Source organism: Bradyrhizobium sp. NC92, assembly GCF_025200865.1.
Taxonomy (GTDB): Bacteria; Pseudomonadota; Alphaproteobacteria; order Rhizobiales; family Xanthobacteraceae; genus Bradyrhizobium.
Window position 1 is genome coordinate 3,683,832 of sequence record NZ_CP104171.1, and the last position, 14,118, is coordinate 3,697,949.

Annotated in this window: 12 protein-coding genes; 9 read left to right on the top strand and 3 right to left on the bottom strand. The window is 65.3% G+C overall.

Translation table 11 applies throughout. The annotated features are described in order from the left end of the window. The first annotated feature begins 44 nt into the window (after positions 1 to 44). Positions 45 to 665 carry a TetR/AcrR family transcriptional regulator gene (locus N2602_RS17030; protein WP_172786345.1) on the top strand — a complete coding sequence of 207 codons (621 nt, stop codon included), beginning with the start codon at positions 45 to 47 and terminating at the stop codon, positions 663 to 665. A gap of 135 nt (positions 666 to 800) precedes the next feature. On the opposite strand, the gene N2602_RS17035 is transcribed toward N2602_RS17030, so the two are convergent. Next, positions 801 to 1,709: a LysR family transcriptional regulator gene (locus tag N2602_RS17035; protein ID WP_172786346.1), complete on the bottom strand. Its 909-nt coding sequence runs from the start codon at positions 1,707 to 1,709 to the stop codon at positions 801 to 803. A 102-nt stretch (positions 1,710 to 1,811) separates the two neighbouring features. On the opposite strand from N2602_RS17035, the gene N2602_RS17040 reads away from it, so the two are divergent. The 8 genes from N2602_RS17040 (at position 1,812) to N2602_RS17075 (ending at position 11,107) form a co-directional block, all read left to right on the top strand. Then, the gene (locus N2602_RS17040) at positions 1,812 to 3,308 is read left to right on the top strand and encodes a CoA-acylating methylmalonate-semialdehyde dehydrogenase (protein ID WP_260383334.1); all 1,497 of its coding nucleotides are present in this window, start codon (positions 1,812 to 1,814) and stop codon (positions 3,306 to 3,308) included. A 121-nt stretch (positions 3,309 to 3,429) separates the two neighbouring features. Then, the gene (locus N2602_RS17045; protein ID WP_260383335.1) at positions 3,430 to 4,575 is read left to right on the top strand and encodes an isobutyryl-CoA dehydrogenase; all 1,146 of its coding nucleotides are present in this window, start codon (positions 3,430 to 3,432) and stop codon (positions 4,573 to 4,575) included. Beyond that, on the top strand, positions 4,572 to 5,636 hold the full coding sequence (locus N2602_RS17050) for an enoyl-CoA hydratase/isomerase family protein (protein ID WP_260383336.1): 1,065 nt from the start codon (positions 4,572 to 4,574) through the stop codon (positions 5,634 to 5,636). The genes N2602_RS17045 and N2602_RS17050 overlap by 4 nt, the downstream gene beginning before the upstream one ends. 25 nt (positions 5,637 to 5,661) lie before the next feature. After that, positions 5,662 to 6,552 carry a 3-hydroxyisobutyrate dehydrogenase gene (gene mmsB, locus N2602_RS17055; protein WP_260383337.1) on the top strand — a complete coding sequence of 297 codons (891 nt, stop codon included), beginning with the start codon at positions 5,662 to 5,664 and terminating at the stop codon, positions 6,550 to 6,552. Next, entirely contained in the window at positions 6,552 to 8,270 is a 1,719-nt protein-coding gene (locus N2602_RS17060) for an AMP-binding protein (RefSeq protein WP_260383338.1), read from the top strand. The genes mmsB and N2602_RS17060 overlap by 1 nt, the downstream gene beginning before the upstream one ends. Continuing rightward, positions 8,271 to 8,750: a MaoC family dehydratase gene (locus tag N2602_RS17065; RefSeq protein WP_172786352.1), complete on the top strand. Its 480-nt coding sequence runs from the start codon at positions 8,271 to 8,273 to the stop codon at positions 8,748 to 8,750. A gap of 231 nt (positions 8,751 to 8,981) precedes the next feature. Next, on the top strand, positions 8,982 to 9,893 hold the full coding sequence (locus N2602_RS17070) for an SDR family NAD(P)-dependent oxidoreductase (RefSeq protein WP_260383339.1): 912 nt from the start codon (positions 8,982 to 8,984) through the stop codon (positions 9,891 to 9,893). Beyond that, on the top strand, positions 9,890 to 11,107 hold the full coding sequence (locus N2602_RS17075) for a TIGR03862 family flavoprotein (protein ID WP_260383669.1): 1,218 nt from the start codon (positions 9,890 to 9,892) through the stop codon (positions 11,105 to 11,107). The genes N2602_RS17070 and N2602_RS17075 overlap by 4 nt, the downstream gene beginning before the upstream one ends. A 112-nt stretch (positions 11,108 to 11,219) precedes the next feature. On the opposite strand, the gene N2602_RS17080 is transcribed toward N2602_RS17075, so the two are convergent. Then, positions 11,220 to 12,299, bottom strand: coding sequence for a D-TA family PLP-dependent enzyme (locus N2602_RS17080; protein WP_260383340.1), 1,080 nt, complete (start codon positions 12,297 to 12,299; stop codon positions 11,220 to 11,222). A gap of 3 nt (positions 12,300 to 12,302) precedes the next feature. Continuing rightward, the gene (locus tag N2602_RS17085; protein WP_260383341.1) at positions 12,303 to 14,117 is read right to left on the bottom strand and encodes an ABC-F family ATP-binding cassette domain-containing protein; all 1,815 of its coding nucleotides are present in this window, start codon (positions 14,115 to 14,117) and stop codon (positions 12,303 to 12,305) included. Position 14,118 lies beyond the last annotated feature (1 nt).

A 14,118-nucleotide genomic window follows, 5' to 3' on the forward strand; every position in this document is an offset into this window, starting at 1 on the left:
ATTTGCATGTTATGAGATGATCTCCGACATCCAATGAGCTCCGCATGCGCTATTCCCGGGAACACAAGCAGGAAACCCACGACCGCATCGTGAAGAAGGCCTCGGTGCGGCTGCGGGAGAAGGGTGCCCATGGCATCGGCGTCGCCGACCTCATGAAGGAGGCGGGCCTGACCCACGGCGGCTTTTACGCGCATTTCGACTCCCGTGAGGCGCTGGTGATCGAAGCCTTTGCCTACGCCATGGACCGTTCGATGGAACACTGGCGCAAGCTCACCGGCGAGGCCTCGCCGGAGAAGCGGCTGGCGCTGATCGCCGAGGCCTATCTCTCGGCGCTGCACCGCGACAATCCCGGCCACGGCTGTTCGATCCCTTCGCTCGGCGCCGAGATCGCTCGTGAGAGCCCGAAGACCAGAAAGGCCTTCGCCGGCAAGCTCGACGAGATGATCGAGCTGATGACCGACTACATTCCGAACGCGCCGCGCAAGGCAGCCCGCAAGCAGGCGATCGCGACGCTGGCGACGATGGCCGGTACCATGCTGCTGGCGCGCATTGCCGGCTCGAGCGAATTGTCCGACGAGGTGCTGAAGGCGGGTCGGGACCACGCGCTCGAGGGAGCGAAGCGTGAGCCGAAGGGGGCGGCGGCGAAGAAGGCGAAGCAGAACTAGGCGAGGTGCCGTAGGGTGGGTTAGCCATGCGATTGCGCGAAGCGCATTCGCTTGGCGTAACCCACCACTGTGTCTGTCCGCGGAGACAGAAGAGGTGGGTTACGCCTTCGGCTAACCCACCCTACGGCAGCGGTGCTACCGCCCTGCAAACAACGCCCGCTCGCGCTCGACAATCTCCGAAATGTAATCCGCCACGGCCCTGATCCGCGCCAGGTCCTTGCTGTCGGCGTGCATCAGCATCCAGAATGTCCGCGTGATCGAAATCTCCTCCGGCAGCACGGCCACCAACTGCGGATAATCGCTCGCCATGAAGTGGGGCAGGACGGCGATGCCGAAGCCTGAGAGCGTGGCGTTGAGCTGCGCGATCAGATTGGCGCTGCGAAAGCGCGCCGAGATCCGCGGCGACACCTGCGGCAGATAATCGAGCTCCGGCGTGAACAAGAGTTCCTCGATATAGCCGACGAAGCGGTGCTGCGTCAGGTCCTGCCGCGAGGCGATTTTTGGGAAGCGGTCGAGATAGGCGGGGGCCGCATAGAGTCCAAGGCGGTAGTCGAGCAGCTTGCGCCCGACGATGCGACCTTCCTTCGGCATGGTCAGGCTGATGGCGATATCGGCCTCGCGCTTGGAGAGGCTGAACAGCCGCGCCGTGGCCACAAGTTGCAGATCCAGATCGGGATAGCGGTCCGCGAACGGCGCCAGCCGCGGCGCCAGGAAGGCGGTGCCGAACCCGTCGGGTGCGCCGATCCGCACCGTTCCGGTCAGCCGCGCGACCGAGCCACCGACCTGCTCCTGGTTGGCGACGATGGTGGATTCCATGGCTTCGGCGCTGTCGGCGACGCGTTGGCCGGCCTCGGTGAGGAGGTAGCCGGTCTTGCGCCGGTCAAACAGCTTGGCCGAGAGGTGCTTCTCCAGCCGGTCGACGCGGCGGATCACCGTGGCATGGTCGACCCCCAGCTGTTTTGCCGCAGCCGACACCGAGCCGCCCCGCACGATGGCCAGCACGAAGCGAAAGTCGTCCCAGTCGATGGTACCTTGATCCAGCATTTTCGCACATCTATGGTGCATTATCTCAGACTTGAATCCCAATAAATGCAGGTCGATAGGATTTGTCAAAGCGTTCAAGCTCGACCTCAAGGAGATCATTCCATGCGTTCAGTCGGACATTTCATCGGTGGCAAGGAAGTTAAGGGCACCTCGGGCCGCACTGCCGACGTCTTCGAGCCGATGACCGGCGACGTACAGGCCAAGGTCGCGCTGGCGTCCAAGGCCGAGGTTCGCGCCGCCGTCGAGAACGCGCGCGCCGCGCAGCCGGAATGGGCCGCGACCAACCCGCAGCGCCGCGCCCGCGTCATGTCGAAGTTCGTCGAGCTGGTGCAGCGCGACTACGACAAGCTCGCCGAGCTGCTGGCGCGTGAGCATGGCAAGACCGTGCCCGACGCCAAGGGCGACATTCAGCGCGGCCTCGAAGTCGCGGAATTCGCCTGCGGCATTCCGCATCTGATGAAGGGCGAATACACCGAAGGCGCCGGCCCCGGCATCGACATCTATTCGATGCGCCAGCCGCTCGGCGTCGTCGCCGGCATCACGCCGTTCAACTTCCCGGCGATGATCCCGATGTGGAAGTTCGCCCCTGCCATTGCCTGCGGCAACGCCTTCATCCTCAAGCCGTCCGAGCGCGATCCCGGCGTGCCGATGCTGCTCGCCGAGCTGATGATCGAGGCGGGCCTGCCGGCCGGCATCCTCAATGTCGTCAATGGTGACAAGGAAGCGGTCGACGCCATCCTCGACGATCCCGATATCAAGGCCGTCGGCTTCGTCGGGTCGACCCCGATCGCGCAATACATCTATGAGCGCGCAGCCCAGACCGGCAAGCGCTGCCAGTGCTTCGGCGGCGCCAAGAACCACGCCATCGTCATGCCCGACGCCGACATGGATCAGGCCGTCGACGCGCTGATCGGCGCCGGCTACGGCTCGGCCGGCGAGCGCTGCATGGCCGTCTCCGTCGCCGTCCCCGTCGGCAAGTCCACCGCCGACCGGCTGATGGAAAAGCTGGTCCCGCGCGTCGAGTCCTTGAAGATCGGCACCTCGATCGATCCGTCGGCCGATTACGGCCCACTCGTCACGCGCGAGGCGGTCGAGAAGGTCAAGAGCTATATCGACATCGGCATCAAGGAAGGCGCGACGCTGGCGGTCGACGGCCGCGGCTTCAAGATGCAGGGCTACGAGAACGGCTTCTATCTCGGCGGTTCGCTGTTCGACAACGTCACCAAGGACATGCGGATCTACAAGGAAGAGATCTTCGGCCCGGTGCTCTCGGTCGTGCGCGCGCATGACTACAAGGAAGCGCTGGCGCTGCCGTCCGACCACGACTACGGCAACGGCGTTGCCATCTTCACCCGCGACGGCGATGCCGCGCGCGACTTCGCGGCCAAGGTCAATGTCGGCATGGTCGGCATCAACGTGCCGATCCCGGTGCCGATCGCCTATTACACCTTCGGCGGCTGGAAGAAGTCGGGCTTCGGCGATCTCAACCAGCACGGTCCGGATTCGGTCCGCTTCTACACCAAGACCAAGACGGTGACCTCGCGCTGGCCGTCCGGCGTCAAGGAGGGTGCGGAGTTCTCGATCCCGCTGATGAAGTAAGGCTGTAGCCCAGCCCGTCATTGCGAGCGCAGCGAAGCAATCCAGAATCTTTCCGCAGAGACAGTCTGGATTGCTTCGTCGCTCTGCTCCTCGCAATGACGAGGAAGGTGAGGAGCCCAGCATGCAATTCGCTCTGAACGAGGATCAGGTCGTCCTTCGCGACATGGCGCTGGCGTTTGCGGGGGAGAAGATCGCGCCGCATGCGCTGCGCTGGGACGAGGAGAAGCATTTCCCCGTCGACCTGATGCGCGAGGCGGCTACGCTCGGCATGGGCGGCATCTACATCCGCGAGGATGTCGGCGGCTCCGCCATGACGCGGTTCGACGCGGCGCTGATCTTCGAGGCGCTGGCGACGGGCTGTCCGACCACCTCGGCCTTCATCTCCATCCACAACATGGCGAGCTGGATGATCGATGCCTTCGGCAGCGACACCCAGCGCCATCAATGGCTGCCAAAGCTCTGCACCATGGAGCTGATCGCGAGCTACTGCCTGACCGAGCCGGGCGCCGGCTCGGACGCGGCAGCGCTGCGCACCCGCGCGGTACGCGACGGCGATCATTACGTCCTCAACGGCCAGAAGCAGTTCATCTCCGGCGCCGGCCGTACCGACGTTCTGGTCGCGATGGTCAGGACCGGCGGCGATGGTCCCGGCGGCATCTCGACCCTCGTCATCGACGGCAAGACACCCGGCGTCTCCTTCGGCGCCAATGAGCGCAAGATGGGTTGGAACGCGCAGCCGACCCGCGCGGTGATATTCGAGAACGCCCGCGTGCCTGTGGCCAATCGCCTGAACGAGGAGGGCACAGGCTTCAAGATCGCGATGGCCGGCCTCGACGGCGGCCGTCTCAACATTACGGCGTGCTCGCTCGGCGGCGCGCAGGCCGCGCTCGACAAGGCGCGCGCCTACATGAAGGAGCGCAAGGCGTTTGGAAAGCGGCTGGACGAATTCCAGGCGCTGCAATTCCGTCTTGCCGACATGGCGATCGAGCTCGAGGCCGCGCGCACCTTCCTGTGGCGTGCTGCGGCGGCGCTCGACCGCAAGGACCCCGATGCCACCATGCTATGCGCCATGGCAAAACGCTTCGGCACCGATGTCGGCTTTGAGGTCGCCAACCATGCGCTGCAGCTTCACGGCGGCTACGGTTACCTCAGCGAATACGGCATCGAGAAGATCGTGCGCGACTTACGCGTGCACCAGATCCTCGAAGGCACCAATGAAATCATGCGGCTCATCGTGGCGCGCAAATTGATCGAGGGCGCGCGATGACGGCAGCGGAAGAGGGCGATCTCGTCGCCCGCGTCGAGGGCGCCGCCGGCATCATCAGGCTCAACCGCCCCAAGGCGATCAACGCCGTCACGCTGGAGATGTTTCGCGACATCGACAAGGCGCTCGACCGCTTCGAGGCTGATCCTGCCGTTGCCGTGATCCTGCTTGAAGGCGCCGGCGAGCGCGGCCTCTGCGCCGGCGGCGACATCCGCACGCTCTGGGAAAGCTCGAAGGCTGGTGGCGATCTCGGCAAGATCCTGTGGCGGGAGGAGTATGTCCTCAATGCCCGAATCAAGAAGTTTCCAAAACCCTATGTCGCCTTCATGGACGGCATTGTCATGGGCGGCGGCGTCGGGCTTTCCGCGCATGCCAGCCACCGCGTCGTCACCGATCGCACGAAGCTCGCGATGCCCGAAGTCGGCCTCGGCTTCTTCCCCGATGTCGGCGGCACCTATCTGCTGTCGCATGCGCCGGGCGAGATCGGCACCTATTTCGGGCTGACCGGCCAGACCATGAACGGGCCGGACGCGATCCATGCGAAGTTTGCCGATTGGGTTGTGCCGGCGGCGAGATTGCCGGAGCTGCGCGAGGCACTGACCAAGGTGCGCCTTGGTGCGACCGCTGACGATGTCGGCAAGCTCATCAGCGGCTTTGCGACGGGCGAGACTGCGGGGCCGGTCGCCGCCAAGGAGCCGATCATCGATGCGTTGTTCGGCTTCGACCGCATGGAGGACATTTTCGCTACGCTGAAGCGCGATGGTTCCGAGTTCGCGCTGGCCACGCTGAAGACGCTGAACGAAAAATCGCCGCGCGGCATGGTGGTGACGCTCAAACTGCTGCGGCTTGCGCGCGGATCGAGCCTGGAAGAGTGCCTGGTGCGCGAATACCGCGCCGCGCTGGAAGTGTTTCGGAGCGATGATTTTCGCGAAGGCGTGCGCGCCGCCGTGATCGACAAGGATCGCAACCCGACCTGGTCGCCGCGAGCAATCGAGGATGTGAGGCCGGAGATGCTGGCGCCCTATCTCGCCGAAATCGGCGCCGACGAATTGAAGTTCAATTAACAACGCGACAGCGGAGGAAACGACAATGGCCACGATCGCATTCATCGGTCTCGGCAACATGGGCGGCCCGATGGCGGCCAACCTCGTCAAGGCGGGCCACAAGGTGGTGGCGTTCGATCTGGTCGAAGCCTCGCGCAATCAGGCCAGGGCCGATGGCGCCAGCATTGCCGACAGCGCGCCCGCGGCGGTGAAGGGCGCCGATATCGTGGTCACCATGCTCCCCGCAGGCAAGCACGTGCTCGGCGTCTGGAACGAGGTCGTGCCTGTCATGACCAAGGGGACGCTGATCATCGACAGCTCCACCATCGACGTCGAGAGCGCGCGGGCCGCGCATGCGCTCGCCGCCAAGCACGGCGTGCTCTCGGTCGATGCGCCGGTCTCCGGCGGCACGGGCGGCGCCAAGGGCGCGACGCTCACCTTCATGTGCGGCGGCGAGGAGAAGGCATTTGCCGCGGCAAAGCCCGTGCTCGAGAACATGGGCAAGAAGATCGTGCATTGCGGCGGGGCCGGTGCGGGCCAGGCCGCGAAAATCTGCAACAACATGATCCTCGGCATTTCCATGATCGCGGTGAGCGAAGCCTTTGCGCTCGGTGAGAAGCTCGGGCTCTCGCATCAGGCGCTGTTCGACGTCGCCTCGACCTCGTCCGGCCAGTGCTGGTCGCTGACGACCTATTGCCCGGTGCCCGGCCCGGTGCCGACCTCGCCGGCCAACAACGACTACAAGCCGGGCTTTGCCTCGGCGCTGATGGTGAAGGACCTCACCCTGGCGCAGGATGCGGCGAAAGCTGCGGGCGCGGCGACGCCGCTCGGCAAGCATGCGCAGGAGATCTATCAGTCTTTCGACGCAGCCGGCCAGGGCGGGGTGGATTTTTCCGGAATTATCAAGCACGTTAGGAGTTTGGCCGGGAAAGCTTGATGACCACATTCCAGGAAGCACGCGCGTTCCTTCTGCAACACCGCACGGATTACGAAGCAGCGGTCAAGGGTTTCCGCTGGCCTGATCCGGTTCCTTTCAACTGGGCGCTCGACTGGTTCGACGCTGAGCTCGCGGCCAATGCGGACAGCAAGGATCGGCCTGCGCTCTGGATCGTCGACGCCGCCCAGGACAAGCAGACAAAGCTGTCTTTCGCGGCGCTGTCGCGTCGCTCCAACCAGGTCGCGAACTTCCTTCGCGCGCAGGGTTTGAAGCGCGGCGATCATCTCCTGCTGCTGCTCGGCAATGTGGTACCGCTGTGGGAGACGATGCTCGCCGCGATGAAGCTCGGCGTGGTCGTCATTCCCGCCACGACGCTGCTGACCGCCGACGAGCTGCGCGACCGGCTCGATCGCGGCAAGGCGAGGGCGGTGATCGCGGCGCAGGACCAGGTCGCAAAATTCGCGAGCTTGGGCGCGGAGAATGTCGTCCGCATCGTCGTCGGCACGGCCTCCGACGGTTGGCTTGCATTTGACGAGGCGGCCAAGGCTTCCGAAAGTTTTGCGCCTGATGGTCCGACCCATGCCGACGATCCGATGCTGCTCTATTTCACCTCGGGTACGACAGCAAAACCAAAGCTCGTCAGGCACAGTCAGCGCAGCTATCCCGTCGGCCATCTCTCGACGATGTACTGGATCGGGCTGAAGCCCGGCGACGTCCATCTCAACATCTCTTCGCCCGGCTGGGCCAAGCATGCCTGGAGCTGCTTCTTCGCGCCGTGGAATGCCGGTGCGACCGTGTTCGTGGTCAACCAGCCGCGCTTCGACGCCAAAGCGCTGCTCGCCACTATCGGCCGCTGCGGCGTCACCACGCTGTGCGCGCCGCCGACGGTGTGGCGGCTGTTCATCCAGGAGAACCTGGCTTCCTTCAAGGTGGCGCTTCGCGAAGTCTGCGGCGCCGGCGAGCCGCTCAACCCTGAAGTGATCGACCAGGTGCAGGCCGCCTGGGGCCTCACCATCCGCGACGGCTACGGCCAGACCGAGACCACGGCGCTCGCCGGCAACTCGCCGGGGCAGCCCATCAAGATCGGCTCGATGGGCCGGCCGCTGCCGGGCTATCGCGTGCAGATCAGCGATGCCGACGGCAATCCCGCAAAGGAGGGCGAGGTGACGTTGGTGCTGGACGCTGACCGCCCCGCGGGCCTGATGCAGGGCTATCAGGGCGACGACGGCAAATTGTCCGGCGCCGAAGGCGCGCTCTATCGCAGCGGCGACGTGGTGTTTGCGGATGAGGACGGCTATCTCACCTTCGTCGGGCGCTCCGACGACGTGTTCAAATCCTCGGACTACCGCATCAGCCCGTTCGAGCTCGAGAGCGTCCTGCTCGAGCACGAACTCGTCGCGGAAGCTGCGGTGGTGCCGAGCCCGGACCCGATCCGGCTTGCGATCCCCAAGGCCTTCGTGCTGCTGACCGCGGGCGCAGAGCGGACGCCGGAAACCGCGCTCTCCATCTTCAAGCACCTGCACGCGCGTCTGGCGCCGTTCAAGCGCATCCGCCGCCTCGAAATCGTCACCGAGCTGCCGAAGACGATCTCTGGAAAGATCCGCCGCGTCCAGCTACGACGGCTCGAACGCGACGATGATCGGAGCGATCCCTTGCGCGGCCGGGAATTCCGTGAGGAGGATTTTCCGGAGCTGGCGAAGACACGGAGTGAGACCTAAGTGAACGAAGTCTGGAAGAAGCCGCCTGTAACGCTCGAAGCCTATCAGGCCATGGTCGGCAAGGAGATCGGCGTGTCGTCATGGCATCTGATCGATCAGCCCCGCATCGACACCTATGCCGACGTGATCGAGGATCGCCAGTTCATCCACGTCGATCCGGAACGCGCGAAGAAGGAGACCGCCTTCGGCACCACCATCGCGCACGGCTTTCTCACGATGTCGCTGCTGTCGATCATGTCATACGAGGTGATGCCTGTCATCGCCGGCACCACGATGGGCGTGAATTACGGCTTCGACAAGCTGCGCTTCATCTCGCCGGTGCGGTCAGGCAAGCGCGTGCGCGGCCGCTTCGTGCTGGCGGAAGCCAAGCTCCGCAAGCCGAACGAATTGCAGTCCCGCACCAACGTCACGGTGGAGATCGAGGGCGAGGACAAGCCGGCACTGGTCGCCGAGTGGCTCGGCCTGATCTATTTCGAATAGGCCCGTGCCGCCGTTGCCGGCCTTGACCCGGCAACCCATCGCTGCTCAAAAGCTGCATAATTCACGCTCGGTGCACCCTCTCCCCCTGCGGGAGAGGGTGGCTTCGCGGAACGCGAAGCCGGGTGAGGGGTATCTCTCCACGAACTCGGCTGCCGAGAGATACCCCTCATCCGGCGCGCGTTGCGCGCCACCTTCTCCCGCAAGGGGAGAAGGAAGAAAGGAAACGCACTCATGGCAATCAGGTTCGACGGACGCGTCGTCACCGGCGCGGGCAATGGTCTCGGACGCGCGCATGCGCTGGGGCTGGCGAGCCGCGGCGCCAAGGTCGTGGTCAACGATTTCGGCGGCGCGCGCGACGGCACCGGCGGCTCGCTGTCGCCGGCCGAAGCCGTGGTCGAGGAGATCCGCAAAGCGGGCGGCACCGCGATGGCCGACGGCGCCGACGTCTCCAATTTCGAGCAGGTCACCGCCATGGTCGAGCGCGCCACCAGGGAGTGGGGCAGCGTCGATCTTCTGTGCGCCAATGCCGGCATCCTGCGCGACAAGTCGTTCGGCAAGATGGAAGTCGCCGATTTCCAGAAGGTGCTCGACGTGCATCTCGTTGGCACCTTCTATTGCTGCAAGGCGGCCTGGGCCGGCATGCGTGACCGCAATTACGGTCGCATCGTGCTGACGACGTCGTCCTCCGGCCTCTACGGCAATTTCGGCCAGGCCAATTACGGCGCCGCCAAAACCGGCATGGTTGGCCTGATGAACGTGCTCGCCGAGGAAGGTCGCAAGAACGACATCCGCGTCAACATCATCTCGCCGACGGCGGCGACGCGCATGACCGAAGAGCTGCTGCCGCCGCAGGCGTTGCAGCTGATGAAGCCGAACGCGATCACGCCCGCGGTCGAGTACATGCTGAGCGAGGATGCCCCGACCCGCACCATCATGGGCGCCGGTGCCGGCTCGTTTGCGGTGATCAAGATTTTGGAGAGCGAAGGCATCAACCTGCCGGAGAGCGAGTGGACGCCCGATGCGATTGCCGCGCATTTCGCCGAGATCAGCGACATGTCGAAGGCCAGAGCGCTGCAGGGCGCGTTCGAGCAGACGCAGAAATACGTCGCGCAGGCCGCGGCGCGGGCGGGGATCAAGCTCTGACGGCCGTCGCCGTCATCGGCGCAGGTCCCGCCGGCCTGATGGCGGCGGAGGTGCTGGCGTCAGGAGGCGCGCGCGTCACGGTCTACGACGCGATGCCGTCTGCGGGGCGCAAGTTCCTGATGGCGGGCCGCGGTGGGCTCAATCTCACCCACAGCGAACCGCTGCCGCAGTTCACGGCGCGCTACCGCGAGGCCGCACCGAAGCTGCAAGCGGCGATCGACGCGTTTTCACCCGATGCGCTCCGGGCCTGGTGCGAAGCGCTGGGCGAGCCGACCTTCGTCGGCAGCAGCGGACGCGTGTTTCCCAAGGCCTTCAAGGCTTCGCCCTTGCTACGCGCCTGGCTGCGGCGGCTCGATGCCGGCGGTGTCGGCTTTGCTTTTCGCCATCGCTGGATCGGCTGGGACGGCGAGGGACGGCTGATCTTTCAGACGCCGAAAGGTGTCTCCGCCATCGAAGCGAACGCCACGCTGCTCGCCCTTGGCGGCGCAAGCTGGCCGCGGCTCGGATCGGACGGAAGCTGGGTCGAGATCCTCACCGCAAGAGGCGTTGCCGTCTCGAAGTTGCGGCCCGCCAATTCCGGCTTCACGGTCGCCTGGTCCAAAGTGTTCCGCGACCGTTTCGAGGGCCAGCCGCTCAAGAGCGTGGCGCTGACGATCGGCGCACACACGGTGCGCGGAGAAGCCATGATCACCCGCAGCGGAATCGAAGGCGGCGCGATCTATGCGCTCTCGTCAGAGCTGCGCGAGGCGGTGCTGAGTCTCGGGCAGGCGACGCTGATGATCGCGTTGCGGCCCGACCTCGACGCCGCGGCGCTGACCACGCGGCTGTCGGGCGTGCGCGGCAAGCAATCGCTGGCGAACTTCCTGCGCAAGGCCGCGCAATTGTCGCCGGCCGGCATCGGCGTGATGCAGGAAGCGGCCATCGCCTCTGGCCGGCCGCTGGCCGCGTTCTCGCCGGCCGAGCTGGCGCAGCTGGTCAACGCCATTGCGCTTCAGCTCACCGGCGTGGCTCCGATCGATCGGGCGATCTCGACGGCGGGCGGGATCACCTTCGACGAGCTCGACGCACACTTCATGCTGCGCAAGCTGCCCGGAGTGTTCGCCGCAGGCGAGATGCTCGATTGGGAAGCACCAACCGGCGGCTATCTGTTGCAGGCTTCGTTTGCGACGGGGGCCGCGGCGGGCAGGGGTGTGCTGGAGTGGCTCAGTCGCTAACCACCGTCATTGCGAGCGCAGCGAAGCAATCCAGAATCCCTCCTCGGACGTAGTCTGGATTGCTTCGTCGCAAGAGCTCCTCGCAATGACGGCCGTGGGAACGGCGCGAACCCTACCGCAGCTTCCCCCGCGCCGCGACCGGCAGCGTGCCGATGATCTCCTCGCCGCGGACCATTACGACCTCGTCCATCATGTTGACGACGACGCAGACGTGGTTCGGTACGATGCGGACGACGTCGCCGACATTCGGCCTTGTGTTGCTGCGGGAGAGATCGAGGAAGCCGTGCTCCTCGGCGAACTTGGCGATCTTCGCCTCGGGATGCTCCAGGATCAGGCCGTGACCGTCGAGCCCGCCGGTATCCGTGGTCAGCGTCTTCGAGCCGGCGTCCAAAATACCGCGCTCGGGCGCGGCGCGGCTCACCACCGTCGAATAGATGTGCAGCGCGCAATCGTCCCACGTGGCCGAGCCGGCCGCGACCTGCATGCGGTCGTTATAGATGTAGGTGCCGAAGCGATGCTCGGTGCCGCCTTTGAGCTTGCCAATGTTGACGAGGTTCGGCGTGCCGCCGGTCGAGACGATTTTTGCATCGAGCCCGTGCGCGCGCACGCCGGCCAGCGCCTCGTCGTAGAATTTCTGCGCGTCAGCCCAGCCGGTCTCGGTCGGGTAGAGCATGAAGCCGGCAAACTCCAATCCCTTGGACGCGGCGATCTCGCGCGCCAGCGCGATCGCCTCCGCGGGCGTCTCGACGCCCGCGCGCTTGCGCCCCGTGTCGCATTCGACCACGACCGAGAGCGGACGGCCCGAGGCCGCGGCGGCCTTCGGCAAGCCCGCGACGACTGTCGAGTTATCGGCCGCCACCGTCATCTTGGTCTTGGCATTTAGCGCGCCGAGCCGCGCCATCTTCTCTTCGCCCAAGAGATTGTAGCTGATCAGGATGTCGTCGATGCCGGCATTGGCCATGATCTCGGCCTCGCCGATCTTCTGGCAGGTGATGCCTTTCGCTCCAGCCGCGACCTGCATCTTGGCGATGGTCGGGTTCTTGTGCGTCTTGATGTGCGGACGATTGGCGATGCCGGCATCGTCGCAGGCCTTCTGGATCCGCGTGATGTTGCGCTCGACCCTGTCCATGTCGATGACGGCGCAGGGCGTGCCATATTCGCGGGCGATTTTTGCGGCGAGAGTTGTTGTCATAAGTTATGCCTGTTCAATCTCTTCACGGAGCATTTCGAGTTCGAGCCAGCGCTCTTCGGCGGCGGACAGTTCTTCATGCGCCTTGGCGATGGCGGCCGAGGTGTCGTCGAATTTTTTGCGATCCTTCGCATAGAGATTGGGATCGTCCAGCACGCGCTGCAATTTTGCAATATCGGCGTGCAACGTTTCCATCTTCTTCGGCAGCGTTTCCAGCGCGTGCTTCTCGTTGAAGCTCAGCTTCCGCTTGGGCGCCGACGCGGCCGGAGCAGCGGCGCGCTCCTCTTTCTTCTCCACTGGCGCTTGCGCCTTCGCCGTCTCGCGCTTGAGGTCTGCGCCGCGCTGCGCCAGCATGTCGCTGTAGCCGCCGGCATATTCGATCCATTTGCCGTTACCCTCGGGCGCGATCACGGAGGTGACGACGCGGTCGAGGAAGTCGCGGTCGTGGCTGATCAGGATGATAGTGCCCTCGTAGTCGCCCAGCATCTCCTCGAGCACGTCGAGCGTTTCGAGATCGAGATCGTTGGTCGGCTCGTCCAGCACCAAGAGGTTTGACGGCTTTGCCAGCGCGCGCGCCAGCATCAGGCGGCCACGCTCGCCGCCGGAGAGTACTTCCACGGGCGTGCCACGCTGCTCCTGGCCGAACAGGAAGTCCTTCATGTAGCCGACGACGTGCTTCGGCTTGCCGCCGACCATGATCTGATCGCCGCGGCCGCCGGTGAGGGCTTCTGCCAGTGTCGATTTGGGATCGAGGCTTTCGCGGTGCTGATCGAGCGTGGCCGTTTCCAGATTGGCACCCAGCCGTACGATGCCGGAATCGGGTTGCCCGCCGCCGGTGAGCAGATTGACCAGGGTGGTCTTGCCGGCGCCGTTCGGGCCGATGATGCCGAGCCGGTCGCCGCGCTGGATGCGCGTCGAGAAGTTCTCGACGATTTTTCTCTCGCCATAGGCCTTGGTGATGCCCTTGGCCTCGATCACCAGCTTGCCGGATTGTTCGGCTTCCGCCGCAGCGAGACTCGCGGTGCCCGCCGTGCCGCGATAGTTGCGGCGCTGGTCGCGCAGCGCGTGAAGATTGGCGAGGCGCTTGACGTTGCGTTTGCGCCGTCCGGAGACGCCGTGGCGCAGCCAATGCTCCTCGTCGACGATCTTGCGGTCGAGCTTGTGCTGGTCGCGCTCTTCTTCCGCGAGCACCTCGTCGCGCCAGGTCTCGAACGAGGCAAAGCCGCGGTCGATCTGCTTGATCTTGCCGCGGTCGAGCCATGCCGTGGAGCGCGACAGATTTGTCAGGAAGCGGCGGTCATGACTGATGATCACCAGCGCCCCGCGGCGGCTGTCGAGCTCCTGCTCCAGCCACTCGATGGTGGAGAGGTCGAGATGGTTGGTGGGCTCGTCCAGCAGCAATATGTCGGGCGAGGGCGCCAGCACACAGGCGAGCACGGCGCGACGCGCCTCGCCGCCGGAGAGATTGTGCGGGTTCTCGTCGCCGGTGAGGCCAAGCTGCTCGAGGAGGTAGCGCGCCTGGTGATGGTCGTCGCCCGGCGCGAGCCCCGCCTCGACATAGGCGAGCGTGGTCTTGTGCTCGCCGAAATCCGGCTCCTGCGGCAGATAGCGCACGGTCGCGCCCGGCTGCACGAAGCGCGTGCCGCTGTCGGGCTCGACAAGGCCCGCCGCGATTCTGAGCAGCGTCGACTTGCCCGAGCCGTTGCGGCCGATCAGGCAGACGCGCTCGCCCGGCGCGACATTGAGCTCGACGCCCGACATCAGCGGCGTGCCGCCAAAAGTCAGCCGGATGTCTTTCAGTTGGATCAGCGGCGGCGCCATG

Coding starts and splice junctions, on each gene's coding strand:
- N2602_RS17030 (WP_172786345.1), top strand. CDS start 45: ATGCGCTATTCCCGGGAACACAAGCAGGAAACCCACGACCGCATCGTG.
- N2602_RS17045 (WP_260383335.1), top strand. CDS start 3,430: ATGCAATTCGCTCTGAACGAGGATCAGGTCGTCCTTCGCGACATGGCG.
- N2602_RS17060 (WP_260383338.1), top strand. CDS start 6,552: ATGACCACATTCCAGGAAGCACGCGCGTTCCTTCTGCAACACCGCACG.
- N2602_RS17050 (WP_260383336.1), top strand. CDS start 4,572: ATGACGGCAGCGGAAGAGGGCGATCTCGTCGCCCGCGTCGAGGGCGCC.
- mmsB (WP_260383337.1), top strand. CDS start 5,662: ATGGCCACGATCGCATTCATCGGTCTCGGCAACATGGGCGGCCCGATG.
- N2602_RS17070 (WP_260383339.1), top strand. CDS start 8,982: ATGGCAATCAGGTTCGACGGACGCGTCGTCACCGGCGCGGGCAATGGT.
- N2602_RS17040 (WP_260383334.1), top strand. CDS start 1,812: ATGCGTTCAGTCGGACATTTCATCGGTGGCAAGGAAGTTAAGGGCACC.
- N2602_RS17085 (WP_260383341.1), bottom strand. CDS start 14,117: ATGGCGCCGCCGCTGATCCAACTGAAAGACATCCGGCTGACTTTTGGC.
- N2602_RS17080 (WP_260383340.1), bottom strand. CDS start 12,299: ATGACAACAACTCTCGCCGCAAAAATCGCCCGCGAATATGGCACGCCC.
- N2602_RS17035 (WP_172786346.1), bottom strand. CDS start 1,709: ATGCTGGATCAAGGTACCATCGACTGGGACGACTTTCGCTTCGTGCTG.